General features: G+C 42.6%; 18 protein-coding genes. 10 read left to right on the plus strand and 8 right to left on the minus strand.

Going from position 1 to position 26192, the window contains the following annotated elements; genetic code table 11:
• Positions 1-14: 14 nt before the first annotated feature.
• The 3 genes from coaBC to VOI46_RS14325 all read left to right on the plus strand — a co-directional run bounded on the left by coaBC (position 15) and on the right by VOI46_RS14325 (position 4811).
• Positions 15-1208 carry a bifunctional phosphopantothenoylcysteine decarboxylase/phosphopantothenate--cysteine ligase CoaBC gene (gene coaBC / locus VOI46_RS14315; protein WP_004587944.1) on the plus strand — a complete coding sequence of 398 codons (1194 nt, stop codon included), beginning with the start codon at positions 15-17 and terminating at the stop codon, positions 1206-1208.
• A 97-nt stretch (positions 1209-1305) separates the two neighbouring features.
• On the plus strand, positions 1306-1893 hold the full coding sequence (gene slmA / locus VOI46_RS14320; protein ID WP_004587943.1) for a nucleoid occlusion factor SlmA: 588 nt from the start codon (positions 1306-1308) through the stop codon (positions 1891-1893).
• A gap of 158 nt (positions 1894-2051) precedes the next feature.
• Positions 2052-4811 (plus strand): prolyl oligopeptidase family serine peptidase, encoded by a 2760-nt coding sequence (locus VOI46_RS14325; protein WP_004587942.1) that lies wholly within the window; start codon positions 2052-2054, stop codon positions 4809-4811.
• 105 nt (positions 4812-4916) lie between these two features.
• Here VOI46_RS14325 and VOI46_RS14330 read toward each other — a convergent pair whose 3' ends face one another.
• The 4 genes from VOI46_RS14330 to VOI46_RS14345 form a co-directional block, all read right to left on the minus strand.
• A complete protein-coding gene (locus tag VOI46_RS14330) occupies positions 4917-6074 on the minus strand; it encodes an ROK family transcriptional regulator (RefSeq protein ID WP_004587941.1) in 1158 nt (385 codons plus the stop codon).
• Positions 6075-6147: 73 nt separating this feature from the next.
• Positions 6148-7389 carry a DUF4147 domain-containing protein gene (locus VOI46_RS14335; protein WP_004587940.1) on the minus strand — a complete coding sequence of 414 codons (1242 nt, stop codon included), beginning with the start codon at positions 7387-7389 and terminating at the stop codon, positions 6148-6150.
• Between the two features lie 10 nt (positions 7390-7399).
• Positions 7400-8980, minus strand: a complete 1581-nt coding sequence (locus VOI46_RS14340; protein WP_004587939.1) for a sodium:solute symporter — start codon at positions 8978-8980, stop codon at positions 7400-7402.
• Between the two features lie 185 nt (positions 8981-9165).
• Positions 9166-11652 (minus strand): TonB-dependent receptor, encoded by a 2487-nt coding sequence (locus VOI46_RS14345; RefSeq protein WP_004587938.1) that lies wholly within the window; start codon positions 11650-11652, stop codon positions 9166-9168.
• Between the two features lie 196 nt (positions 11653-11848).
• On the opposite strand from VOI46_RS14345, the gene VOI46_RS14350 reads away from it, so the two are divergent.
• The 4 genes from VOI46_RS14350 (at position 11849) to VOI46_RS14365 (ending at position 16851) form a co-directional block, all read left to right on the plus strand.
• Positions 11849-13150, plus strand: coding sequence for a trehalase family glycosidase (locus tag VOI46_RS14350; RefSeq protein ID WP_004587937.1), 1302 nt, complete (start codon positions 11849-11851; stop codon positions 13148-13150).
• A gap of 16 nt (positions 13151-13166) precedes the next feature.
• A complete protein-coding gene (locus tag VOI46_RS14355) occupies positions 13167-14144 on the plus strand; it encodes a carbohydrate kinase (protein WP_004587936.1) in 978 nt (325 codons plus the stop codon).
• Positions 14141-15340: an AGE family epimerase/isomerase gene (locus VOI46_RS14360; RefSeq protein ID WP_004587935.1), complete on the plus strand. Its 1200-nt coding sequence runs from the start codon at positions 14141-14143 to the stop codon at positions 15338-15340. Before VOI46_RS14355 ends, VOI46_RS14360 begins: the two co-directional genes overlap by 4 nt.
• A 236-nt stretch (positions 15341-15576) precedes the next feature.
• A complete protein-coding gene (locus VOI46_RS14365; RefSeq protein ID WP_004587934.1) occupies positions 15577-16851 on the plus strand; it encodes a cytosine permease in 1275 nt (424 codons plus the stop codon).
• 55 nt (positions 16852-16906) lie between these two features.
• Here VOI46_RS14365 and VOI46_RS14370 read toward each other — a convergent pair whose 3' ends face one another.
• The gene (locus VOI46_RS14370) at positions 16907-17425 is read right to left on the minus strand and encodes an Lrp/AsnC family transcriptional regulator (RefSeq protein WP_024031376.1); all 519 of its coding nucleotides are present in this window, start codon (positions 17423-17425) and stop codon (positions 16907-16909) included.
• A gap of 196 nt (positions 17426-17621) precedes the next feature.
• On the opposite strand from VOI46_RS14370, the gene VOI46_RS14375 reads away from it, so the two are divergent.
• On the plus strand, positions 17622-19766 hold the full coding sequence (locus tag VOI46_RS14375; protein WP_004587932.1) for a TonB-dependent receptor: 2145 nt from the start codon (positions 17622-17624) through the stop codon (positions 19764-19766).
• Between the two features lie 112 nt (positions 19767-19878).
• Positions 19879-20985 carry a DUF917 domain-containing protein gene (locus VOI46_RS14380; protein ID WP_004587931.1) on the plus strand — a complete coding sequence of 369 codons (1107 nt, stop codon included), beginning with the start codon at positions 19879-19881 and terminating at the stop codon, positions 20983-20985.
• Here VOI46_RS14380 and VOI46_RS14385 read toward each other — a convergent pair.
• Together VOI46_RS14385 and VOI46_RS14390 are read right to left on the minus strand one after the other, a co-directional pair.
• Positions 20982-21893: a hypothetical protein gene (locus VOI46_RS14385; RefSeq protein WP_223230617.1), complete on the minus strand. Its 912-nt coding sequence runs from the start codon at positions 21891-21893 to the stop codon at positions 20982-20984. The two genes, VOI46_RS14380 and VOI46_RS14385, sit on opposite strands and share 4 nt — an antisense overlap.
• A gap of 77 nt (positions 21894-21970) precedes the next feature.
• Entirely contained in the window at positions 21971-23155 is a 1185-nt protein-coding gene (locus VOI46_RS14390) for an NAD(P)/FAD-dependent oxidoreductase (RefSeq protein ID WP_004587929.1), read from the minus strand.
• A 329-nt stretch (positions 23156-23484) separates the two neighbouring features.
• On the opposite strand from VOI46_RS14390, the gene VOI46_RS14395 reads away from it, so the two are divergent.
• Positions 23485-25611, plus strand: a complete 2127-nt coding sequence (locus VOI46_RS14395) for a S8 family peptidase (protein ID WP_004587928.1) — start codon at positions 23485-23487, stop codon at positions 25609-25611.
• A gap of 45 nt (positions 25612-25656) precedes the next feature.
• On the opposite strand, the gene VOI46_RS14400 is transcribed toward VOI46_RS14395, so the two are convergent.
• The gene (locus tag VOI46_RS14400) at positions 25657-26130 is read right to left on the minus strand and encodes a peroxiredoxin (protein WP_004587927.1); all 474 of its coding nucleotides are present in this window, start codon (positions 26128-26130) and stop codon (positions 25657-25659) included.
• Positions 26131-26192 lie beyond the last annotated feature (62 nt).

Below are 26192 nucleotides of genomic sequence, written 5' to 3' on the forward strand. Positions count from 1 at the left end.
AGCAAAAAACACTCATGACTAACTTAACAAACAAAAAAATCGTACTTGGCATCACCGGCGGCATTGCGGCCTATAAATGTGCAGAGCTCGTTAGGCGCTTAAAAGAGGCAGGTTGCGAAGTAAAAGTAGTTATGAGCGAGTCAGCTAAGCATTTTATAACCCCATTAACCATGCAAGCGGTGAGTGGTGAAATGGTGTCTGATTCATTACTTGACCCCTCAGCAGAGGCTGCAATGGGCCACATAGAATTTGCCAAATGGGCTGATTTAATTTTAGTCGCGCCTGCAACGAGTAACACCATTGCCAAAATGGCCGCCGGCATAGCCGATGATTTACTCACCACGCTATTACTGGCAACACCAGCAAAAGTAGCAATAGCCCCAGCAATGAACCAGCAAATGTATGCACACCCTGCAACACAAGCAAATTTAGCCACTTTAAAAGCACGTGATGTACTTATTTGGGGCCCTGGCAAAGGTGAGCAAGCCTGTGGCGATGTAGGAGCTGGGCGTATGCTAGAGCCGCATGAGCTTGTGGCTTTGTGCACTGCCACAGAGCAGCCGCAATTATTAGCAGGTAAAACCATTACAATTACGGCAGGGCCAACCCGCGAGCCGCTTGACCCTGTACGTTTTATTTCTAATCACAGCTCTGGAAAAATGGGCTTTGCCCTGGCTGAGGCCGCTTTAAAGCTTGGCGCTCATGTCAATTTAATTTCAGGGCCTGTCACTATCAAAGCCCCTGTTGGCGTTAATTTAATAAACATTGAAAGCGCTGAACAGCTATTAAATGAGTCATTAACCTATGCCCCACTCTCTGATGCTTTTATTGGCTGTGCAGCCGTAGCCGATTATAGAGCGGCTAATGTAGCAACTCAAAAAATGAAAAAACAAGGCGATGAGCTTACCCTCACCCTTGTTAAAAACCCCGATGTAATAGCCGCGGTGGCAAACTTAACGCAAAACCGCCCTTACACTGTGGGTTTTGCTGCTGAAACGCAAAATGTAGAGAGCTATGCAAAGGGTAAACTTAAAAATAAAAATCTCGATATGATCTGCGCTAACGATGTATCGCAAAGTGGTTTAGGGTTTAATTCCGATCACAATGCTTTAACACTTTACTGGCAAAATGAGCAGTTAGCACTTGCGGTAAATAGTAAAACACGCATTGCTCTTGAGGTAATTAAACAACTTGCCAAGCAACTATAAAGTGCTGGAAACAAACTGAATAAAACATTAACATAAGCCACTCATTTGAACAAAAAATGATTAGCAGCTAAAAATAACAAATAAAAAAGGAAGGTTCATGCCTGCGACAAAAAGAAGTAATCGCAAAGAGCAAATACTGCAAGCCCTCGCGCAAATGTTAGAAACCAGCCCAGGACAACGGATTACAACTGCAAAGCTTGCTGCTGAAGTGGGTGTGTCTGAAGCTGCGCTTTACCGTCACTTTCCAAGTAAAGCACGTATGTTTGAAGGCCTAATAGAGTTTATCGAAGACACGCTTTTATCGCGCATTAACCTTATTTTAGAAAACGAAAAAGAAAGCCAAACACGCGTTTATAATATTTTGTTGTTGCTACTAACGTTTGCAGAAAAAAACCCAGGTATTACACGCATACTTACCGGCGACGCCCTACAAGGCGAGCAAGAGCGTTTACGCGAACGTGTACAAGGGCTATTCGAAAAGCTAGAAACGCAATTTAAACAAGTACTGCGCGAGCGAAAACTTCGTGAAGGTAAAACCTTTCAAAGTGACGAACTAACCCTTGCTAACTTTTTACTAGCCTATGTTGAAGGTAAAATGAACCAGTTTGTGCGCAGCGACTTTAAAGTAAAACCAAGTTCGCAATTTGAAAAACAATGGCCAGAACTACAAAAAATTTGGTTATAACCTTACTTTATTATTTTACCGTTAGCGCTAGTTTTTCGCGCTAACGTTAACCCTTTCGTCCCTTTTCTTATACCGCTTATCTGATCCGCTCGAAATATAAACCAAACTCGCTACAATACTTATTACATTAAAAGTACTGTGAAAAACGAGAATCAATAATGAAAACAACGCTCACCCTTTTAAGCTCAGCACTGCTTGCAAGCTTAGCGAGCCCGGCTGCTTGGGCTCAAAAGCCGTTAGAATTTAAAGACGTATTCGATTTTAAGTACGCAAAAAACACCCAACTTTCAGATGATGGTAAAATCCTCAGCTTTAGCGCTAAATCCTACCGTGGCAATGCAAATGGGCAAGTTTATGACTTAACAACAAACACCCTCATTAGCACCGTGGAGCGCGGCACCAAGCCCGTTATTAACAAAGCGGCTAATTGGGTGGCATTTACACAAGTACCCACCCTGCTTGAGCAAGAGACCAGCGAGAAAAAGTCATCACTTAAAAACAACCTCATTTTAGTCAATACCCAAACCGGCGAAAAACAGCAATTTGCCGACGTAAAAGACTATGTTTTAGGTAACAAGGGCCACTGGCTTGCTTATCGAGTTGATAAAAAAGCAGAAAAAGACACACCCACTGAAGATAACAGCGAAGAAAAAAGCGCTATCACACCAGATAAAAAAGATAAAAGCTTTGAGCTAGTAATAATAAACTTAAAAAACAGCACCACCCACAGCTTAAATAATGTATTTAGTTATGCGCTAAGCCCAAGTGGCGCTCAGCTACTTGCCAGCCAAAGCTTTAGTGATGGCAACAACAATCAGCTTGTACTGCTTGAACTTAATAATAACTTTGCGCAAAGCGTATTAATTGATGAGCCAGGCGTGGTTGCACAATCAATTAGTTGGCACCCTGATAAAGAAATAGCCGCATTTAACCTCGGTAACTACGTAAACGATGATGAGCGTCGCAGACAATACTCTCTAAAGCTTTGGCAAAATAACACCCTTAGCACTATCGACTCCCCTAATAAAGAATGGGTTATAGGTAAAACAGCATCGATTAGCTGGTCTGAAAATGGCGAGCGCTTATATTTTGAAAACCACCCCAAACTGGCCGCTAAAATAAAAGCAAAAGAGTACACCGACGAAGCATCACTGTATGACTTTGACACGATTCGTGAACATAAAGCGCTAAACGTGTGGCACAACAACGATGCCCAAATAAAACCACGAGAAGAGCAACAGTGGAACAAGGTTAATAAAAATCGCCATTACAGCGCTGTTTTTCATTTAAAAAGCCAAAAAGCAGTACAACTAAGCAATGAAAAAGTCAGCGATTTAGCGCTTAACACTAACCGTAGCCAAAGTGTATTGGGCTATTCTAACCAAGCCCACCTAGAAAAAATTATGTACGGTGGCTTTTTTGCCGACTACTACAGCATAAACATTAATACCGGTGAGCAAACTCCCATTATTAAAAACTCACCGTTTACACCAAGCCTTGCACCTAATGGGCGCTACGCAGCCTACTTTGCACAAAGCCAAGTACAACTTAAAGATTTAAAAACCAACAAAGTTACCGCCCTTAGCAAAGCTATTAATGCCACGTTTGCCGATGACAAACACGACTATCCGTCACCGCAGCCTGGTTATGGGTTTGCCGGTTGGTTAAATAACAGCAGCCAAGTATTGGTTTATAGCAAATACGATATTTGGGCGTTTGATGTCAACACTCAACGCGCTGAGCGTTTAACTAATGGTAAACCTACCAATACGCAATATCGCGTTATTAAACTTGATAAAAACCAAGTAGGCTTTGCTCAAAACGATACATTACTTGTATCAGCCGTTAACTTACAATCAAAGCAACGTGAAGTAGCCAAACTTGATTTAGCCTCACAGAAGGTTATTAACGTACTGAGTGGCAAAAAACGTATTGATGTAGTTAAAAAGGCAAAACATGCCGATAAATACCTCTTTACCGAGCAAACCTATCATCAGTTTCCTGATTACTACCAAAGCGACTTTAGCTTTACAGCGCCTAAAAAAGTTACCAACTTAAACCCACAAATGGCGGATTTTGTCTGGGGCGAAAAACCAGAGCTAATTAGCTACAAAGGCTTTGATGGCGAAGACCTACAAGGGGTATTAATTAAACCTGCAGGTTACAAAAAAGGCGATAAAGTGCCCGTTGTTGTGTATTTTTACCGCTATATGAGCCAGCGCATGTATGATTTTCCTAAAATGGAGCTAAATCATCGTCCTAACTTCCCTATGTTTACCTCAAATGGTTATGCAATCTTTTTACCTGATATTCGCTTTGAAATAGGCCACCCAGGTAAATCGTCAACGCAAACCATGATCAACGCCACGCAAAAGCTTATAGACCTAGGCATAGCCGACCCTGATAAAATAGGCCTGCAAGGGCATTCATGGGCAGGTTATCAAAGTGCGTTTATGATCACTCAAACAGATATGTTTAAAGCGGTTGTATCGGGCGCGCCGGTATCAAACATGACTAGCGCCTACAGCGGCATACGTTTAAAGTCGGGCCTTGCGCGTCAATTTCAGTACGAAACAGGGCAAAGCCGCATAGGTAAAAATTTATTTGAAGCACCCGAGCTATACATCGAAAACTCACCAGTGTTTTTTGCCGATAAAGTAAATACCCCTATTTTAATTATGTTTGGAGACAAAGACGACGCAGTGCCTTGGCACGAAGGCGTGCAATATTACTTAGCCCTGCGCCGTGCGGGTAAAGACGCCACCTTTTTACAATACGAAGGTGAACCACATCATTTGAAAAAGTTTCCTAATCAGGTCGATTTTTCAGTGCGTATGATGCAGTACTTTGACCATTACTTAAAAGGCAAGCCAGCCGCTAAGTGGATGACAGAGGGTGAACCGTTCGTTGAAGAGTAAAACCCATTCGCCATAACACTTAGTTAAGAATTTGGTTTAAATACTAAAAAGCCGATATTGTATAAATCAATATCGGCTTTTTGTTTTAAAATTTCTATTATTAAGCTACAAACACAGCTCTCTAAATGGCAAAGTGGCTGCACCAATGGAGACCGGAAAATTATTAATGTTTGAGACCACCAACTTAGGCATTGGGCGTTTAGCACCGCGTCTAAATTGTGCGTAAACTTCAGTACGCGCTATTACTTTTTCGGCCAGCTCTTTAGGTATATGGCCGCCAATAATAATCGCTTCTGCATCTAATAGCGCCGAACAACAGGTTGCTACTAAATCAAACGAATCTTGAACTTTAAATAGCCACTCTTCAACGCCTGGCCATTCGGGGTCAAAGTTATCGTGCAAGTCGTAAATTGAATCAACCGCTACACCATTTTTTTTCAAAATACGCTTTAGTAACTCTAAATTGGGATGAGCGTATAACTTTGGCGGTAGCATATCGCCAAGCTCGCCAGCATTACCGTAAGTACCACGCAGTACATCGCCGTTATTTACGATTCCGCCACCAAATGCCGCCGAGACAAACATATACACAAAGTTTTTATACTCGCGGCCTATACCTGCAACCCCTTCGCCAGCGGCGGCGCCTGTGGCGTCATTCACCACCCACGTAGGGAGTTGAAAGTGCTTAGAGACAATATCGATAATATCAACCAGCGACCACTCCTCTAGCATATGGTGGGTATTCATTTTCCCGTCCATAGAACTAAAAAATCCCGATATACCCACGCCCATACCCAGCACTTTTTCGCTCGCAATATTATGCTCTGCGCTTATATCGTCCACCAGCTTTTGCGCACTTTTAAGTACGTTATTAATACTCATGTCTGACATAAGCTGCATATGGGTGTAAATAACTTTGCCGGTAAAATCCATGACCGCTACAGAAATAGCATCAAGCAAAATAGCTAAACCAAAGGTAAAGCCGTATTCGGGGTTAAGCGCAATACCAAACCCAGGCTTACCCTTTTTATTAGGGATAAGCGTATCGGTTTGCATTATTACGCCATGCTGAGTTAACGATTTAAGTAAACGCGAGACAGTTTGCTGCGGAATTCGGGTGGCGCTCACAATATGGCTTTGTGTTACGCACTGCTCCCAAAACACCACCTTAATAATATCACGCTCTATGTCTTGAAAAAGTTTATCGCCTTTTCCAAGCTCAAATCCTGAGCGTAATAAGTTACTGTTATTTAGCGAAAACATAGCTATTAACCCTAATAAAATTGGAGCACAAGGTTACGTTAAACCACTTTAAAGAACAAGTAGGCGAGCGCGCCTACTCAATCACTATCACTCTAAAATCGTTAACGTTAGTATTGGTTGGCCCAGTAATAATTAAATCATCAATGGCTTTAAAAAACTGATGGCTATTATGGCCTTCTAACTGAGCGTGTAAGTTTTCGCCAGCATCAAGTGCGCGCGCAATCGTGCTGCTATTTATATACGCACCGGCAACGTCTTTACTGCCATCTACACCATCGGTATCACAGGCTATGGCATAAATGCCCGCCTCGGCGTTAAGTGCCTCTGCCAATGCCATTAAGTATTCTTGATTAGGGCCGCCATCACCATAAACATCGGCTACCGTTACTGTAAGCTCACCGCCAGAGAGCAACATAACGCGCTTACCTTGCGCTTTTTGCTCAAGGGCAATTTTAGCATGTGCGCGGGCAACCTCTTTTGCCTCACCTTGAATGTCGTACCCAAGTACTTGCGTATCCCAACCTTGGTGCTGTGCTACATCAATAGCACTGTCAATCGCGTGCTGGGCATTAGCTACAATAAAGTGTTTGCCTTGAGTATCAGCCGCGCGTGGTTGCTCAGGCTTTAATAAATACGCTTCAATTTCGTTAATAACCGGCCAGTTGTACTTTTGTAAAATAGCCAGCGCATCAGCTTTAGTGCTGTTATCGCTAATTGTGGGGCCTGATGCAATATCACTTGGCTTATCCCCTACTACATCCGAAATAATCAGCGTGACATAATCCGATTTAGCCGCTTGTGCTAACTTACCGCCTTTAACAAGCGAGAGCTGTTTGCGCACAACGTTAATTTCATCAACGCTTGCACCACTTTTAAGTAAAAACTGATTAAGTGCCTGCTTTTGCTCAAACGGCACATCATCTACCGGCAAACACATAAGCGACGAGCCGCCGCCTGAGATAATAAACAAAATAGGAATATCGGCCGGATTATTTTTTACAAACGCCAATAACTCTTTACCTGCTGCTAAGCTGTTATCATCTGGCGTTGGGTGATTAGCACTAAGCACTTTAATGCGCCCAGTATCGCCGACACTTTCGTAACCGTAACGTGTCACTACCGCACCAAAGCATTTATCACCATAAAAACGGTTAACCTCTGCGGCCATTTCTGCGGCGGCCTTACCGGCGCCCACCACGCATAAGCCATTACTGGCATCTATATTTTCCAAGTACTTGCTCATACACGCACTGGGTTTACAGGCATTTACCGCCGTGGTAAATAAATCGATTAAAAATGACTTTTTAGAATCCATGGGTTAACGCTCACGAAAAAATTGATGGAATAGCAAGGCAAATTAATACCATCACAACAAACATGCTAAGCAGCATAACGATATCTTTACCGGTTACAATTGAGTTTGAGATAGTCTCAGCGTTTTGCGCTTTAGCAACCTCGTTTACTTCGCGTGGAATAGCAACGCTTGTCGTAAGCGTAATCACGGCAGTGGCCACAAAGCCAATAAAGTTCCACCAAAACCAAAATACGTCTGGCGCAAATACCGACACCAACAAGTTAATTAACACACCACTAATTAAGCCTATGTTTGCATGCAGCGCAGCACTGCGCTTACTAACTACGGCAATTAAAAATACCGCCAGTATTGGGCCATAAAATAACGAGCCTACTTTGTTAATGGCTTCAATAATAGTTGGCGCTATATCACCGGCATAAAGCGATAAAATTAACGTAATTGCACCCCAAATAAGCCCTAAGTATTTAGCCAATTTTAAGTAGGTTGGTTGGTCTAGCTCTTTATTTGAAATACGGCTGTAGTCTTCAATACTTACCGCCGAAAGCGAGTTAATAGCAGAGCTAAGTGATGACATAGCCGCAGATAAAATAGCCACCACTAATAAACCAATTAAGCCATGTGGTAAGTAATCTAAAATAAAGATTGGCATCATCCAATCTGGGTTATCGGCTGGAATTTTGGCTAAAAACTCAGGATTGCTCATAGCCAGTGTGCCTACAATTAAGCCCGACACACAATATAAAATAGTAATAGGAAAACGCACAACGCCGTTGGCTAAAATCATGTAGCGTAAGTTTTTAGGATCTTTTGCACTAAGTGCACGTTGCGCTTGTGTTTGGTCACACCCATAGTAAGAGGCGTAAAGCACCACACCACCAAAAATCATAGGTAAAAAGCCAAAACCATCGCCACTAAATCCAAACGAATCAAATTTTATGGCTTCTAATCGGCTCGAATCAACATTAGCAATAAAGGTATCAACCCCACCTAAGTGATAAAGTCCAAAGCCAATACAAGCAATAGTACCCAGTACAATAATGATCATTTGAATTGCATCACCATACACCACGGCTTTCATACCGCCTTGCAGTGAATATAGCACCGTGATCACGCCGGTAAGCACAATGGCCTGCCATGCTTCTATGCCCATGGTGCCTTGGAGAATAAGCGATACCGCATAAATCATAATGCCGGTGGCAAATGCGCGGCTAAACTGAAACACCACACTAATAAGCACACGGGTAGAACGGCCAAAGCGCATTTCTAAGTAATCATAAATACTTACGATGCCGCTTTTATAAAGCTTAGGTAAAATAGTCGCTAAAATTAAAATCATCGCAAGCGGCACACCTAACTCATACGAGAGCCATTGCATACCACCGCCTTCACGCAAACCAACAAATGCAGGAGCCGAAATAAAGCTAATAGCCGAAAGCTGAGTGGCCATTACCGACAAAGCTAAAGGTTTCCACCCTAAGCTTTTGCCTCCTAAAAAGTAATCACTTTTATTGGTTTGTTCGCGTAGCATAAACCCCATTACCAATAAGGCACCAAGGTAAAGAGCAACTATTGAAAAATCTAATATATTCATAATTATTTCGCGTATTCACATTAAGAAAACACAGCGCCTTCTCAAAAATAAAAAACTAAACAGCTATATGCTTACTTCTAAAACAGTCCCTAAAAACAAGCCTATCGCTAACTTAGCTGAAAAATGCATCACAATGCAAAAAGCCTATTAACCCCAAAACAGGTTAATAGGCGTAAAGCATTTATTTAAAAGTCGTATTTGACTCTAAATGTAACGCGTCGTGGGAGAATTGGACGGCCTACAAAGTAAGGATTGTCTGACGTTTGGCTATTACCTAAACGCGGCGAGCCTTCGGTAACACCATCAGAGTCAAACAAATTAAATATCCCTACGCTTAAACGTACGGTTTGCTCTGGGGCGATTTGCCAGTTATAACCCGCATCAAATCTAAACAAGTGGAATGAATCAAGCTCTACAGAGTTTGCATCGTTAGCAAAGTTTTTACCTGTAAAGTTATGATACAAAGCAGCATCCCAATTATCTGCGGTGTAGCTTATAGAAGAGTTAAATAATACTTTTGGTTTACGACGTAACTCGTTACCAATAATAGAAGGGTCTGAGTCAAACTCAGTAAATTCGTGGTCGGTGTAGGTCATGTTGGCATCAACCGCCCACTCGTCGGTAATATCGTAGCGACCCGTAAGCTCCACACCCGTTGCTTTGGTTGATTGCATAACAGGCAGCTCTAATACCCCACCGTTGCCATCGTTAACAAAGTCTACGCTGCGTCTGTCTTTTAGGTCGGTTCTAAATAACGCAATGCTACCGCTAAAGTCGTTATCAAAAAACTTAATACCAAGCTCGCCTTGTTCAACAATTTCGGCTTCGTAGCTGGCAGGCTCACCTAAATCGTTAAACTGAATCCCTCTAATTTCTGGGAAGAAAAACCCGCGAGATGCATTCGCATATACGTTTAAGTTATCGGTTAAGCGGTATAACGCTGCACCCGATACTGCAAATTCGGAGGTGTCTACTTCGCCGTAGGTCATTACACCACTGCCTGTGGTGTTTACCTGTAAATTAGGCGCAAGTGATGGATCATCAGAAATTTGTACAACTTGGCTGCCTTCACGGCTAATTTTGCCGTCAATTTCTTCATAACGTACACCAAAGTCGATAATCCAATCATCACTTTCCATTTGGTCCGCTACATAAAGCGCACGGCGGGTAGCGCTAATTATTTGGTTGGTGTAAGAAATACCTGGGCCACTAATACCATTTTGTGTGTACTGAACAACATCACCATCGGCATTGGTGTACGTTAAATCAACCAGTTCTGGGTTATTGTTAAATTCCCCCAAGTAGGTCGTAATAACGTTATCGTCATCGGCTTCACTGTGAGAGAAAAACGTACCTACGGTAATATCGTGGCTAAAATCGCCAACAAAAATACTTTTAACAATATTAAATTCGGCAGAAAAATCCTCTGCTGGGCGGTCTCTATCTAAAATACGGTTAGCAAATAATAAGTCATCGCTTGCCAGTGCCTGCCCAGATGCAGTGTAAGTAAACGCTGCATCGCTTGCCAGTGCCTGCCCAGATGCAGTGTAAGTAAACGCTGCATCGCTTACATCACCTAAGCCACGGTTAGCTAAAAACTCTTCCTGGCTCTCAGGTACATTAATAATACCGTCGCCATCTAAAAATAGATTAAATTCGTGTTGGTACTTTGCGTATTTACTGCGCATGTTAATAGCAAAATCGTTAGCGAGCTCTTTTTCAAATACGACCGAGATAGAGCCGCCTTTAGTTACCACCCCATCGCTAATTGGCGATTCATAACGACCATTGGCAGTATCGTAGGACAGGTTAGACACATTAGCAGTTTGTAATGACTCCACTTCGCGTCCATCGTTACCAGTTAAGCGTTCGCGGCTGTCGCCATCAAGCGGAATAGGCAGGTAAAACTGTGCTTGGTCATCAATGTATTGGCCATACACAGTAAATGAGCCAGAGCCGTCATCAAATTCTTTACGAATATTACCGCGCAGCTGAGTGCCTTTAGTCTCAAGCCCTGTATCTAACGGGCCTTCATCGTAACGGTAAAAGCCCGACAGCGCATAATAAAGGCCATCTTCGTTTAGCGGCCCGCTTGTAGCAAAATCTAAACGGGTACGGCCCTGATCAGAAAGCTCCATTTGCACAGTACTTTGCGGATCATCGCTGCCCGTTTTAGAAATATAGTTAATAATACCCGCTACAGAGCCTTGGCCAAATAAGTTAGACACACCGCCACGCACAAACTCTACACGCTCAATACCTAAGTCGTTTCGGTAGTACACATCAAACGCCGATGAGTTTAAGCCAAAAACACTCAAACTAGGTGAACCGTCGTACGACAGTGGCGTAAACTGAAACTGACCCGATGAAGGTAAGCCTCTTACTTGTAGGTTTGTTCCAACCTCACCACCGCCCCCTTCTACTTTAATACCTGGGATATAACGTAATACATCTGCTTGGCTGCTTGATGAAAGCTTTATTAATTCATCTTCGCTAATAGAGGTTACTGACTGTGGGGTATCTGAAATAACGCGTCCTTTGCTGGTACCAGAGACGATAATACGTTCAACGTTATTTTCTTTTTTTGCTGTATCTGGCGCAGTCTCTTCTGCGGCAAACGCGCCTTGTGTGAGGCATAAAGATACAATAGAGGCGATCGTAGTTTTATTCACGGGTATTCTCCAATTGTGCTAGTTGTCTGTGTGTAATTACTTAGAGTGTGGCTAAGTAAGTGCGAAATAATCAAGTATACATGTTAGTTTTTTGTTACTTCGAACAGGATTTAAGCACAGAAAAAAAACATTTACAACCCATAATGAGTGCTTTAACATTATCCAAATCGAAAATAACACACAAAGAGCACCCAATATGACTACTACAATCAACGGTAAACTTGATGCAGCCACAGCGGCATCGCTTACAGAACTTGCTACTAAAACACTTATAGCAAACGATTTAGGTGGCTATACCGTCCCTACGCATGGCCTTTACCCGTTTCAGTGGAACTGGGATTCAGCGATTACAGCCCTAGGGTGGATGAAGTCTGACGAGAGCCGTGCGTGGCAAGAAATTGATGTGTTATTTTCAGGCCAGTGGGATGATGGCATGGTGCCACATATCTTATTTCATAAAGATTCAACTACCTACTTCCCTGGTCCAGATGTGTGGGGCTCTGATAAAAAAATTAAAAGTACGTCTATTTCGCAGCCACCGGTTGTGGCAACAGTAATGAAAGAAATGCTTGCCAGCGCACAAGATAAAGCCCTTGCAAAGCAAAAGGTTAAAGCATTATTTTCTCAAGTTGTTGATTACCATTTATGGTGGTACAACGACCGCGATCCTGAAAACACAGGCTTAGTGGTCACTTATCATCCGTGGGAATCGGGTATGGATAACAGCCCATCGTGGGATGATGCCCTTGAAGCTGTACCGGGTGTTGATTGGGAATACACCCGCCGCGACACCAGCCATGTTGATTCGTCGCAGCGACCGCATAAAAGCGAGTACGACCGTTTCTTATACCTAGTAGACTTTTTTAAACGTAACAATTTTGATAGCAAAGTAATTTACGAAACCTGCCCGTACAAAATGAACGACCTAGGTATTATTGCTATTTTGCACCGTGCGACAAAAGATTTACTCAAAATGGGTGAACAACTCGGTTTAAACGATGCACGTACCGATTATTTAGCACAGCGCCTAGAACTTACTCAAACAGCAATTAACACGTTATGGTGTGAGCAAAGCGAATACTTTTACTGTAAAAACGTGTTAACCAACAGCCTAGCTAAAGTTAAAACATCGGCGGCACTACTAACCGTTTATGCTGGTTTAACAACTGACGAGCAAACGCGTATTATTAATACCGCAACAGAAGACTTTATTGAGTCGAGTCAATTTAGTGTGGCATCTACCCACCCTAAAGAAGAAAAATACGAGCCACAGCGTTACTGGCGCGGCCCTATTTGGTTACACATTAACTGGATGATAGCCATCGGCCTTAAAGAAGCAGGGTTTGTAACCACGGCTGATAAAATTCAGGACGACACGCGCGATTTAGTGCTTAAATCGGGTTACTACGAATATTTTAACCCAGAAACAGGCGCTGGCTGTGGTGGTAAAGATTTCTCATGGACAGCCGCTATTGCGCTGCATTGGCTACTTGATTAAAAACTAAGGCAGCATTATGAAACACACAATATGTTTTGGTGAAGTATTGGTTGATTTACTCTCTGATAAATTAAGCCAAAACAACAGCGAGCACGAAGCGTTTACTAAGTTTGCAGGCGGTGCGCCTGCAAACGTAAGCGTAGCTATTGCAAAGCTAGGTGGTAACGCCTACTTTGCTGGCATGCTAAGCACCGACAGCTTTGGTGATTTTTTACATAACGCCTTAAAAGAGCAAGGCGTAAAAACCGACTTTATGCGCTTTACCGACCAAGCAAAAACCGCCCTTGCGTTTGTATCACTTGATAAGGACGGCGACCGTACGTTTGAGTTTTACCGTGATAACACCGCCGATCTGCACTTTACAAATAGTGACTTTAGCAGTGAGTGGTTTGAGCAATGCGATATTTTTCATATTTGCTCAAACACCTTAACCGACGAGCGCATACGTAAAACCACCGCGTATGGGGTTGAATTTGCCAAGCAAAATAACTCAATTGTCAGTTTTGATATTAACTTACGCCTCAACTTATGGCCTAGTAATGCTAACCCGCGTGAACACATTTTACCCCTGTTAAAACACTGCTCTATTATTAAAGCCTCTAAAGAAGAGCTTGAATACTTAGCGGGTGAGCAAACGGGTGAAGAATTTATAGCCGACACTCTCAATAATGGCTGTGAGTTATTTGTGGTTACCGATGCAGGCAACCCCATGCATTGGTATACCAAAAATGCCAAGCAAACGCTTCACCCTAAAAAGGTTACTATGGTTGATGCTACCGCCGCAGGAGATGCGTTTGTAGGTGGATTGCTGTATCAACTAGGCTTACAAAACCTCACACCTAGCTCTTTTAGTAAGCTTTGCAATACCCCCGAAACACTAACAACTATTTTTGAATTTGCTTCGTTATGTGGTGCTCATGCAGCATCTTACAAAGGGGCATTTACGTCTCTTCCTAACGAAAAATCGCTTAACGATTTTAGGAGCGCACTATGAGCCACACACCTGATAACTTTAAAAGCCGCGAATTTTTAACACAACATATTGCCGATACGCTGGCGTTTTACGAGCCAAACATAGACGACGAACACGGCGGTTTTTACCAAAACTTTTCGGATAATGGAGAGGTATTTGATAAGCAAACTCGCCACCTAGTAAGCTCTACTCGGTTTGTATTTAACTATGCACGTGCGTACCAAACCTTTAATGACGAAAAGTACCTAAACCGTGTTAAATCGGGTATTGAGTTTATTCGTAAGCACCATTTTGTTGAGCAAACAGGCGGTTACAATTGGTTATTGAGTGTTGAGCAAGGTAACGCCACTGTACTTGATGATACCAACCACTGCTATGGCTTTGCGTTCATGATTTTAGCCTACAGTTGGGCATACCGTGTAGGTGTTACAGAGGCACGCGAATACCTAAACGATACATTTCAAACAATGGAAACCCATTTTTGGGATGCAAAAGCGGGTTTATATAAAGATCAACATAACAGTGACTTTACTAAGTGCGATCCGTATCGCGGGCAAAACGCCAATATGCATACGTGCGAAGCACTTATTGCCGCTTATGAAGCAACTCAAGATGAGCTATTTTTAAATCGCGCGCTCACACTGGCCGATAACATGGTTAATCGCCAAGCGAATTTAATGGGTGGGCTTATTTGGGAGCACTACGATATAAATTGGCAGGTTGATTTAGAGTACAACAAAGACGATCCTAAAAATTTGTTTCGCCCGTGGGGTTTTCAGCCAGGTCACCAAACTGAGTGGTCAAAACTACTAATGTTTTTAAATAAGCATAAGCCACAAACTTGGCTTGTTGAGCGCGCTCAAGCGTTATTTGATAATTCAATAGACGTTGCGTGGGATAAACAACACGGCGGTATTTGTTACGGCTTTGCGCCAGATAAAAGCATATGCGATGACGACAAGTACTTTTGGGTGCAAGCCGAAACACTGTGCTGTGCAGCCTACCTTTATGAAACCACAGGGGATGAAAAATACCAGCAGTGGTATGGCAAAATTTGGCAGTACTCGTGGCAGCACTTAGTTGATCATCAATACGGGGCGTGGTTTAGAATTTTAACCGTAGATAACAAAAAAATAGATACCATGAAAAGCCCAATTGGTAAAACGGATTACCATACTATGGGTGCCTGCTTTGACGTGTTGGCGTTATTAAAATAACCCAATAAGGTAAAACATTTAATTGTGTTGTGTAGACCTTTAAACCGCCTTTTTGGCGGTTTTTTTTGCCTAAATGATTACGCCTTTAATACCCTAAAAATAATCACCACAAAATATAATTTTGTGCGCCCCCTACTTTTTAAACCTCATATTTTGAATAAACACCTAATAATAAAAAATTTTGCACGCCAGCGGCGTATAGTAATATAAAAGATAATAAAAAAGAGAAACAGGCAATGCCAAACGGGAACGACCCCCACACTATTAATAGCAACGAACTTGTTGTCTGGCCGCGCATTGCAGCCATAGCCGCTATGCTCAGCTTTTCGCTGCCCACTTTTATCACCGGCCTAGAAATACATCAAAGTTCAAGTGTGAGTAATACACTGTGGGCGTTAATTATTGGCTCACTTATATTAACCCTTATTGGTGGGGCTATGGGCACTATAGGTGTAAAAAGCCGCTTAAGCTCTTATTTATTGGTAAAAATAGCGTTTGGTAATGCTGGCGCGGGCATTGTTAATATTGCCTTTGCTTTATCATTAATTGGCTGGTTTGGCGTAAATATTGATTTGTTTTCTAATGCCGTGGTGCGCTTACTCAGTGCAGAATTTAATATTATTATGCCCGAATGGCCCATCGATATAATCGCAGGTTGCGCCATGCTCATAACCACACTGTATGGGTTTAAAGCCATTAATGTGCTGGCCTCTATCATGATCCCTATTTTGGCTGCGGTCACCGCTATGATGCTTTTTGGCGCACTCGATAGTATGCCACTGGTTGATTTTATTAATTTAGAAAAATCAGCAGCGCTTTCTCTTGAAGATGGTGTAGCTGCCATTGTTGGCGGCGTTATTATTGGCGCAATAATATTGCCCGACATAACCCGTTTTTCTAAGCAAAAACGTGGCGGCGTGTACACCTCATTTATTGCGTATATGGTTATTGAGCTTTTGGTTATTTTTGTGGCTGTGTTTGCCGCAGCCGCCATGCAAGAAACCGAAATATTAAGCTTAATGCTTGCGCTTAATTTGGGGTTTTCGGCGTTTTTTATTGTGATAGCAGGCAGCTGGATTTTAAATTCGTTAAACCTTTACAGTACCGCACTTAGCGTGGAGGCTACCTTCCCGCATTGGCATAAAAAGTGGGTTATTGTGTTATTAGGTTTGGTGGGAATTGGCGCCGCCTTTATAAATATTTTAGATATGTTTATAAGCTTTTTAGCGTTTTTGTCTGATATTTTTGTACCGGTAGCGGGCGTAATTATTGTTGATGCACTGTTTATTAAACCCCATGCTTATAACGCAGCGGCTTTGGCAAATAACGCTAACTTTTCACTTCCCGCGTTTAGCGCATGGTTTGTAGGCGCGGCATATGCGGTGTGTAATGGCGCTTTATTTAACGTATCAATGAGTGGTATTACCGTGATTGACGCCATTATATTAACGGCCGTTATTTATACCCTGTTTGCAAAAGCCATTGCGCCCAAACCGGTTGTTCAGCAATAACTTTAAACAATAAAAAGGCGCATAAAGCGCCTTTTTATTACTCTAAATTAGGGGGCTACTCTTCATCGTCTACTTTCATTTCGTCTCGCCATTTAAGTTTTTCCAGCGGGTAGCCTAAAAAGAACTTAGCGCGCTCAAGCACTATGCGTGTAGTCAGCTTTTTTATTGCATACTGTGAGCTGCCGGTTAGCCTGTCGCACATTGCATTAAGCGCTTGAATATCGGCAAAGCAACAAAAAGAAATATAATCAATATCGCCACTTAGTTGCATGCAATCCATTATTTCGGGGATGTTGTGTATGTCAGCTAAAAACTTACGCCGTGCTGCTAGGTTATTGTCCTCTAGGGTAAATTCCATATAGGCAAACACGTGCTCACAAATTTGCTCTAAATTTATATCAGCATGAAAGGTTCTAAAATATCCCGCCTCTTTTAATGCCTTTACTCGCTGAAAACATGCACTGGGCGACAAGTTAACTTGCTCGGCCAATTCAACGTTTGTTAAATCGGCAGTTAGGTGCAGAATTGCCAGTATTTTTTGATTATACCTGTCTATTTTTATCGTTTTTTTCATAACCGGTTTCACATTTAATAATAATGAATTTTGTAAATTTAAGGTCAACAAATACATAAAATTACGCGCTTAAGCGTTATTTTCAGCAATTTGTGTGTGCTGTATTAAGAGTTTACAAAATATTATTTTGTCTGAAAAAGCGACAATGTTTATCACTAAGTAACATCACCATGATAGTCACATTAGGACATAGAACATGAGCAGATACAACAAAATACGCTTTCGTAAAACACTATTAGCATCGGCAGTCACCCTGTCGTGCATAAACTATGTGCATGCGCAAGAACAACAACAAACAGTAACTGACACTATAGAGAAAATTTCGGTGATATCGCGCGGGCGTGTTGAGTCGATACAAAACGTGCCCGACTCTGTTACCGCATTTAGCGCCGAGAGAATCGAAAAATCACGTATTACTAACTTTCGTGATGTTGCTAATTTAACTCCCAACTTATCGCAGCTCGATAATTTTAGACCCGGCCTTGCCCGTATTACTATTCGTGGCTTAATTACACCGCAGGTGGGCGATCCGCCATTAGCGTTTGTAGTTGATGGTGTTACCGCCCCCGATTTAGAGTTTATAAACCAAGACCTAGTTGATATTGAACGTATTGAAGTTATGCGTGGCGCACAAGGGGCACTGTATGGCCGCGGCGCCATTGGTGGTGCGGTTATTGTGACAACTAAAAAACCTATTGAAGACTTTGAAGGTAAAATTAAAGGCTCTGTAGGTAATGGCAACACGTATAATTTGAATGCGGTTGTATCGGGTTCGCTTAACGATGAAAACACCGCTTATTTTAGGGCCGGTGGTTACATTAAAGATACCGACGGGCTGATTAAAAATACCTACACAGGCGATTACGCCGACCCGTTAAAAGAGCAATCGGTTTTTTCACAGTTAGAGTTTGAGCTAAGCGAAGACACCTCAATAAATCTTAAAGGTAAATACACCTCAAGCGAAGCTGGGTTTGCTTACTACCAAGGGGTGAGCGATGACACCATTGAAGACTTTTCAATTAATACCTCACAAAATATTATTAACCAAGATGAGCGTGATGTGTATGAGCTAAGCGCCAAGCTAACCCAACATTACGATTTAGGTAAATTTGAGTTTGTCACCGCGTACAGCAATTCAGAAAACGAGCACTTTTACGATGGCGACTACTCTGCCGATGCCACCTTTATTGACGAAGATGGCTTTTTTAGAGCCCCATTTGGCACAGAAGGATTATACGATATTGAATCGTTAACGCTAGAGTCGCGGTTTATATCCCAGTCGGATCAGGCTTTTAGATGGTCGGTGTCGGCGTTTTATCAACAGCGCGACCGCGATACTGCGGTATTATTTTACGATGATTTTACCGATGCCGAAATTTTAACGCGTGCAGATTTTGCTAATGACGAGCCTTACCTTTCAATTATCGATAACAACAGCAGCGATGCATGGGCACTTGCTGGGCAGTTTAACTACGATATAAACGAGCAGTTAGAGCTTACCGGTGCGATGCGTTACGATCACGATACTCGTGAGTCGTTCGACCCAACCAATAAAGACGCCACTTACGCTAAAAAATCGTTTAGCCAATTACAGCCTAAAGTTACCTTAGCGTACCAAATGAATGACGGCCTACTGCTTTACACCGGCTATTCCCGTGGCTTTAGAAGTGGGGGCTTTAACGAGCCGGCCGACGGTATTAGCCGCACCTTTGATAAAGAAATTTCTGACAGCTACGAAGTAGGCTTTAAAACCGCTTTGTTTAATAACAAAGTTACCCTTAATGGCGCCGCGTTTATTATTGAGCAAGACGATGCGCAATTTACCCAATTTAATATAGATACCTTCACCCTTGAAAACCTCTCCATTGACGAAGTACAGACCAAAGGCTTAGAGCTAGAAGCCGCCTTTGCTGCCACCAGCAATTTAAGTATTAACCTCAGTGCAGGTATTGTTGATTCAGAAATTAAACGCTTTGCACTGCGCCCAGAACTGGCTGGCAGGCCACAATTTTGGGTGCCTGAGTATAACTACGGGCTGTCGGCAAATCATAACTTAGCACTAAACGGAGAATGGTCACTGTTCTCGCGCGCTGAGCTATTAATTGAAGGCCCTAAAACATTCAGTATTGATATTCCTGATGTTGAGTCGTCGCGTTATACCTACCTAAATGCCGGTGCAGGGCTTAAATCAGAGCAGTGGAGCGTTCAAGTTTACGTAGACAACCTTACGGATGAGCGCGCTATTGAAGATATTTTTATACTGGCCGATGGGGTTACAGACTTAGTGCGCCAACCTAATAAGCCTCGTAGTTACGGTATTGAGCTCAGTTACCAATTTTAATTTTTTCACCTTTACAGCAGGTATTTTTTAATGCCTGCTGTTTTATACCAATCCGCTTAATTAAGTGATCTGTTTTGGGGATGGGTATGAGTTAACCAATAGCGATACACACATGCAAATTCTTAATCGTGACCAACTTATTGATATTTTATACGGCTGCGCCATTCTAGGCACTGGCGGCGGCGGTGAGTTAAGTGAAGGCATTGCCTATATTGACGAAGCACTCGCACAGGGTAAAACCTTTAAACTAATTAGTGCCGATGAAGTCCCCGCGGGTGAGCTTGTTTGTACGCCTTACATGTTAGGGGCTATTTCTGCTTTAAGTGAACAAGAAGAACGCGCTTATGCAAACCTACCCCGCAGCACTAAGCATGCGATTTTAGCTGCTTACCAGCGCACCCTTGAATACACAGGTAACGATGCTATTTATGGCACTATTTGTTGTGAGCTTGGCGGCTCAAACACCGCAGTATCGTTTTACTTAGCTGCAATGTTTGACGGCTACATTATTGATGCCGACCCCGCTGGGCGCGCAGTACCGGAGATCACCCATTCAACCTATTATTTAAATAACTTACCCGCAGCGCCCATTATTACCGCGAATGAATTTGGTGAGTGCTTTATTTGCGAAAATGTAATGGACGACTTACGCGCCGAAACAGTCGTGCGAGCACTGGCTAAAATTAGCCGTAACGACATAGCAGCCATTGATCATATTTTACCTATTGAGCAAATGAAAAACGCAGTTATTCACGGCACCATTAGTAAAGCCCTTAAACTCGGTAAAGCAATGCGTGACGCCAACGAGCAGCACGCTAACACCGCACACATAATTGCCGAGCACGGCGGCGGCTTTGTTGCCTTTGAAGGCGAGGTAAGCACATTTGAATTTAACACCGTAGAAGGCTTTACGTTAGGCGAAGTAACACTTAAAGGGTTAGGCGAGTTTGTAAATAACAACTACAAAATAACGGTTAAAAACGAAAACATGGCCGCGTTTTTAAATGATGAAGTGCACGTAACTATTCCTGATTTAATATGCTGTATTAACAGCCAAACAGGCACACCCATTACTAATCCTAATTACGCGGTAGGCATGAAAGTAGCCGTTGTAATTTTACCAGCGCCAAAGGAATTTACAGGCCCTAAAGGTTTAGAAATATTTGGCCCGCGTTACGCAGGCGTTAACACCCCATATAAAGCAGCGATTGCAAATTAATTATTGCTAAGGGCGTGCTGCAGCTTGCTATACAATGCAGCATGGCCTTTACCAAACTCGGTGGCGTTTCTATCAATGCGACTAAGCCATTCTTTCGCTTGTACCTTTTTACCTATTTGTAAATATACCTGCGCTAAACGTAAGCTATAAATAGCATGGTAAATGCTTGAGGGCTCAGTAAATTTGAATGCGGTTTTATAATAATTTATAGCTTCTAAATACTCTTTATTTTGCTGATAACTGTACGCTAAGTTACCGCTAGCAAGCACTATTTTAGCAGCGTGGTTGGTGTTTTTTATGGCGTTATAGGCCATTAAATTACTTTTTACTGCGTGCTCGTATTGCTGCCACTTTAAGTAAATATGCGCTTTGTTAATGTGCAGCTCTAAATGAAAAATAGGATCGTTATTTTTTGCAAAGCGCTGCTCGGCATCTCTTAGTAATCGCATCGCTGCTTTTTTACTACCAAACACATAGTGTAGGTTAGCCAACTCCACTAATCTTAAAGGGTCACCAAAAGCATTATATATCCCGTCTAACTGGGTAAACGCTTTAGCGGCATACGTTTTAGCTTCTGCTTTTTTGCCAATATAGTTAAGTGCTTTCGCGTAATAAAAATACATTTGTAGCTTAAATACATCGGGCAGCTTATCTTGCTCTAAAAAAGGAGTAATAGCGTTGAGTAAGTTTTCGAACTGTTGGTAGTCGTAGTAGTAATCAAATTGGTAGGTTTTTATTTTGTACCACTGTGCAGGGTTATCTTTGACTTCATTAAGGCGCGTTTCAATATAAGTTAAACAGTGCGTTTTGGGCTGTTGCAAGCAAAACGCTTCATGATCGCTGTAGTTTTCTGATGCTAATGCATTAAAACTTGTAGCGACAATACTTAACAGCAAAAATATACGCACCAATATTACACTCTTTAAAATCACCTTAATTAAGAGTATGATATTTTTATCTCATCTATCACAATACGCTGAAATACTTATGCATATTGCCCACATGCAAACCCACAGCTCCACGCATACTGGAAGTTGTAGCCCCCAAGCCAGCCCGTTACATCGGTTACTTCGCCTATAAAATATAAGCCTTTGGCTTTTTTAGTTTCAAAGGTTTTAGAGCTCAGCTCATCGGTATCAACGCCGCCCAAAGTTACCTCGGCGGTACGATAGCCCTCTGTGCCATTAGGTTTTATTTGCCATGCGTGAATATAGCTTGCTAACTCATCTATTTGAGCATGGGTAAGCTGATTAATATTACAATCTGGAATCGCTTTGCTGTCGTGCAGTATGTCTATAAAGCGTTTGGGTAAAATAGTCGCAAGGCTGTTTTTTAATGATTTTTGGGCTTGTGTTTCTCGCCAATCAGCCAGTTGCTGTTTTAAATCGAGATCAGGGAGCAAGTTTATGCTTACTGCCTGCCCTGCTCGCCAAAATGAGCTTATTTGCAATATGGCAGGCCCCGATAAACCTCGGTGAGTAAACAAAATATTCTCTTTAAATACGGTGCCGTCTTCGCTAGACACTTCGCACGGTATACTAATTCCTGAAAGCCCTTCAAAGCGTTCTTTATCGTGTTGATGCAAAGTAAATGGCACAAGCGCCGCCATGGTAGGTAGTACGTTTAAGCCAAACTGCTCTGCAATTTTATAGCCTATAGGAGTGGCGCCAAGCTTGGGCATTGTTAAACCGCCCGATGCGATAACTAGCGATTCACAAGTAAGTGTTTCTTGCTCAGTGGTAACACGGTAGCCAATGTCGGTTTTAGCCACATTTAACACTTCGCTGCGCAATTTAATATTAACACCCGCCCACTCGCATTCGGTAAGTAGTATATCGACTATATCTTGCGCGCTGTTATCGCAAAACAATTGGCCTAAGGTTTTATGATGGTATGCCAAGCCGTGGCGGTCCACCAGCTCGATAAAATCGTGTTGGGTATAGCGGTTTAAGCACGATTTAACAAAGTGAGGGTTACTGCATAAGTAGTTTTCTGGACTGGCATTTTCATTAGTAAAATTACAGCGCCCACCACCACTTATTAAAATTTTTCGACCAGGCTTTTTGCCCATATCAAGCACTGTAACGCTACGCCCGCGATAACCTGCTTGTGCTGCACTCATTAATCCGGCTGCACCTGCGCCAATCACAATTACATCTACTTGATTCATTACTTCGCCCTACTCAAAAATTTGCCCAATTATAGCAAAGTTTGTTTAAACACTCTGAATAGAATTTATTATTAAATTTATAACAACAAATGTAACCAAGGCTAGTTATGGGCTTTTCTAAACAGCTTAAAAATAACAATCCTTTATACTTATTTTTGTTTTATATGATAAATACTAAACAACGACAAAGGCACCGTACACCTAGGTTATAACTAAAAGAAATAGGTACATAAGCAATTGTTATTTTAAAGAAATTAACAGATCATTTACCTTTGTTTCTGTTTCGTAATTTAATATTACGAACTAACTAATAACAACTAGGGATAATTATGACAACAAGTAAATCATTTAAGCGTTGCGCTATCGCGCTCACTATTAGTACGGTATTTGCAGCATCTGCAAGTGTTGCCCAAGATGTGTCTACCTCTATGGCAGAAACCACAGCCAAACTACAAAGCCAATCGGGTTTTGAAACTCAGTTTATTATTAAGTACAAAAATAGCGCGAACGATATGCTAAGCATCTCGTCTGCTGACGCAAGCCCTGCAAATATGAAAAAGCGTGCTCAACGCTTTGTAAAAAATTTCGCTTCTAAAAAAGGTAAAGTAAAAGCGAAGTACATCCGTGCAATGGCGCTTAATAACCACCATGTTATGCGCGCAGATAAAAAACTGAGCGCTGCAGAAGCACAAGGATTTATGCAAGAAATGATTGATTCTGGCAATGTTGAATACATTGAAGTGGATCAAATGTTAAAACCATTTGCAACGCCTAACGACCCTCGTTACGGCGACCAATGGCACTACTACGAGCAAGCTGGCGGCCTAAACTTACCAACCGCATGGGATACTGCAACAGGCAGTGGCGTAGTGGTTGCGGTACTTGATACTGGCTACCGCCCTCATGTTGATTTAAATGCTAACATTTTACCGGGTTACGATATGATCTCTAACCTATCGGTAGCTAATGATGGCGGCGGTCGCGACAGTGACGCACGCGATCCGGGCGATGCTGTAGCCGCTGGCGAATGTGGAAATAACGGCGCACAAGGCTCAAGCTGGCACGGCACGCACGTAGCAGGTACGGTTGCGGCTGTTACTAATAACGGTGAAGGTGTTGCCGGTGTGGCTTATGGCGCTAAAGTTGTGCCAGTACGTGTACTTGGTAAGTGTGGTGGTTTAACGTCAGACATTGCTGATGGCATTATTTGGGCATCTGGCGGAAGTGTATCGGGCATTCCTGCCAACTCAAACCCTGCTGATGTAATTAACATGAGCTTAGGTGGCAGCGGCTCGTGTAGCTCTACCACACAAAACGCAATTAACACGGCACGCAGCAACGGTGCAGTCGTGGTTATTGCTGCCGGTAATGATAACGATAACTCAGCAAACTATAACCCAGGTAACTGTAGTGGCGTTGTCAATGTTGCCTCTGTTGGCCGTAACGGCGGACGAGCATATTATTCAAACTACGGTAGCAACATTGATGTTGCAGCGCCGGGCGGCGCACAAAGCTTTGCAAACGACTCTGAAGGCGTTTTATCAACCTATAACTCAGGCTCATCTACACCTTCAAGCGATAACTATGCGTTCTCTCAAGGTACATCAATGGCGGCGCCTCATGTTGCTGGTGTTGCAGCCCTGATAAAGCAAGCTAAACCAAATGCTACCCCAGATGAAATAGAAAGCATTTTAAAATCAACTACCCGCTCATTCCCAGCAACGTGTACAAGTTGTGGTACAGGTATTGTAGATGCAGCAGCCGCTGTAGCTGCAGCAAGTGGCGGTACAACACCTCCTACCGGTGGCGATAGCGAACTGACAGATGGCGAAGCCAAAACAGGCTTAAACGGCGCTGCCAGTTCACAAGCGTATTACACGATGACAGTACCAAGTGGCGCAACGAATGTTACATTCACAATGAGTGGCGGTAGCGGCGATGCAGATTTATACGTACGCGCAGGCAGCCAACCAACTACCTCAAGCTACGATTGTCGTCCGTACAAAGGCGGTAATAGCGAAGAGTGTTCTATTGATAACCCAACCGCTGGTACATACCATGTAATGCTTCGTGGCTACTCGGCTTATTCAGGCGTTAGTTTAGTGGGTAATATTACAGGTGGTTCTACAGGTGGCGGTTCAACTACACCAGAAGCCGGTGGCGGCACGGTGAGCGATGTAACGGCTACAACAGGTAACTGGAAACACTATACCTTAGATGTGCCAGCAGGAATGAGCACATTTACAGTCACCACCTCAGGTGGTACAGGTGATGCTGACTTATTTGTTAAGTTTGGCAGCCAACCTACCGCATCTAGCTACGATTGTCGTCCTTATAAAAACGGCAACGCAGAAACATGTACGTTTAGCAATCCGCAAGCGGGTACGTGGCATTTAAGCGTTAACGCTTACAGAACCTTTTCGGGTTTAACATTAAGTGGCCAATACCAGCCATAATTAAAAAGGCCCTAAGTGCATGCACTTAGGGCCTTAATAATGCGATTATAGTTTTTCTAACACAGACTCAGCACGGCTTACTGAAAACTCTTTGTCTTTTTCAACAAACAGTCCTGTTACTACATTATCGTCGACTATCATTGCATAGCGCGTAGAGCGTGTTCCACCAAAACTGCCGGTGTCTTTATCAAGCCCTAACGCTTTAGTAAAACTGCCATCGCCATCTGCTAACATATCGATTTGTTGGGCATTTTGAGATTCTCCCCACGCTTTCATTACAAAAGCATCGTTAACCGATACACAGTAAATTGCCGCAATACCTTTCGCTTTAATTTTATCACTATGGGTTATAAATTCAGGTAAATGCGCATTTGAACAGGTAGGCGTAAATGCACCCGGTACAGCAAAAAGCACAACCTTTTTACCATTAAAAAGCTCAGCGTTAGTGTGAGTTTGCATGCCTTCGTCTGTTAGCTGCGTTAATGTAACTGCGGGTAACGTTTGACCTTGTACAATCATGATAAATCCTTAAAGCATTTGATTAATGAGCCTACAGTATAACGCTAATTACCTTTGTGTTA

This window comes from Pseudoalteromonas sp. CuT4-3, from assembly GCF_035666335.1.
GTDB lineage: Bacteria > Pseudomonadota > Gammaproteobacteria > Enterobacterales > Alteromonadaceae > Pseudoalteromonas > Pseudoalteromonas atlantica.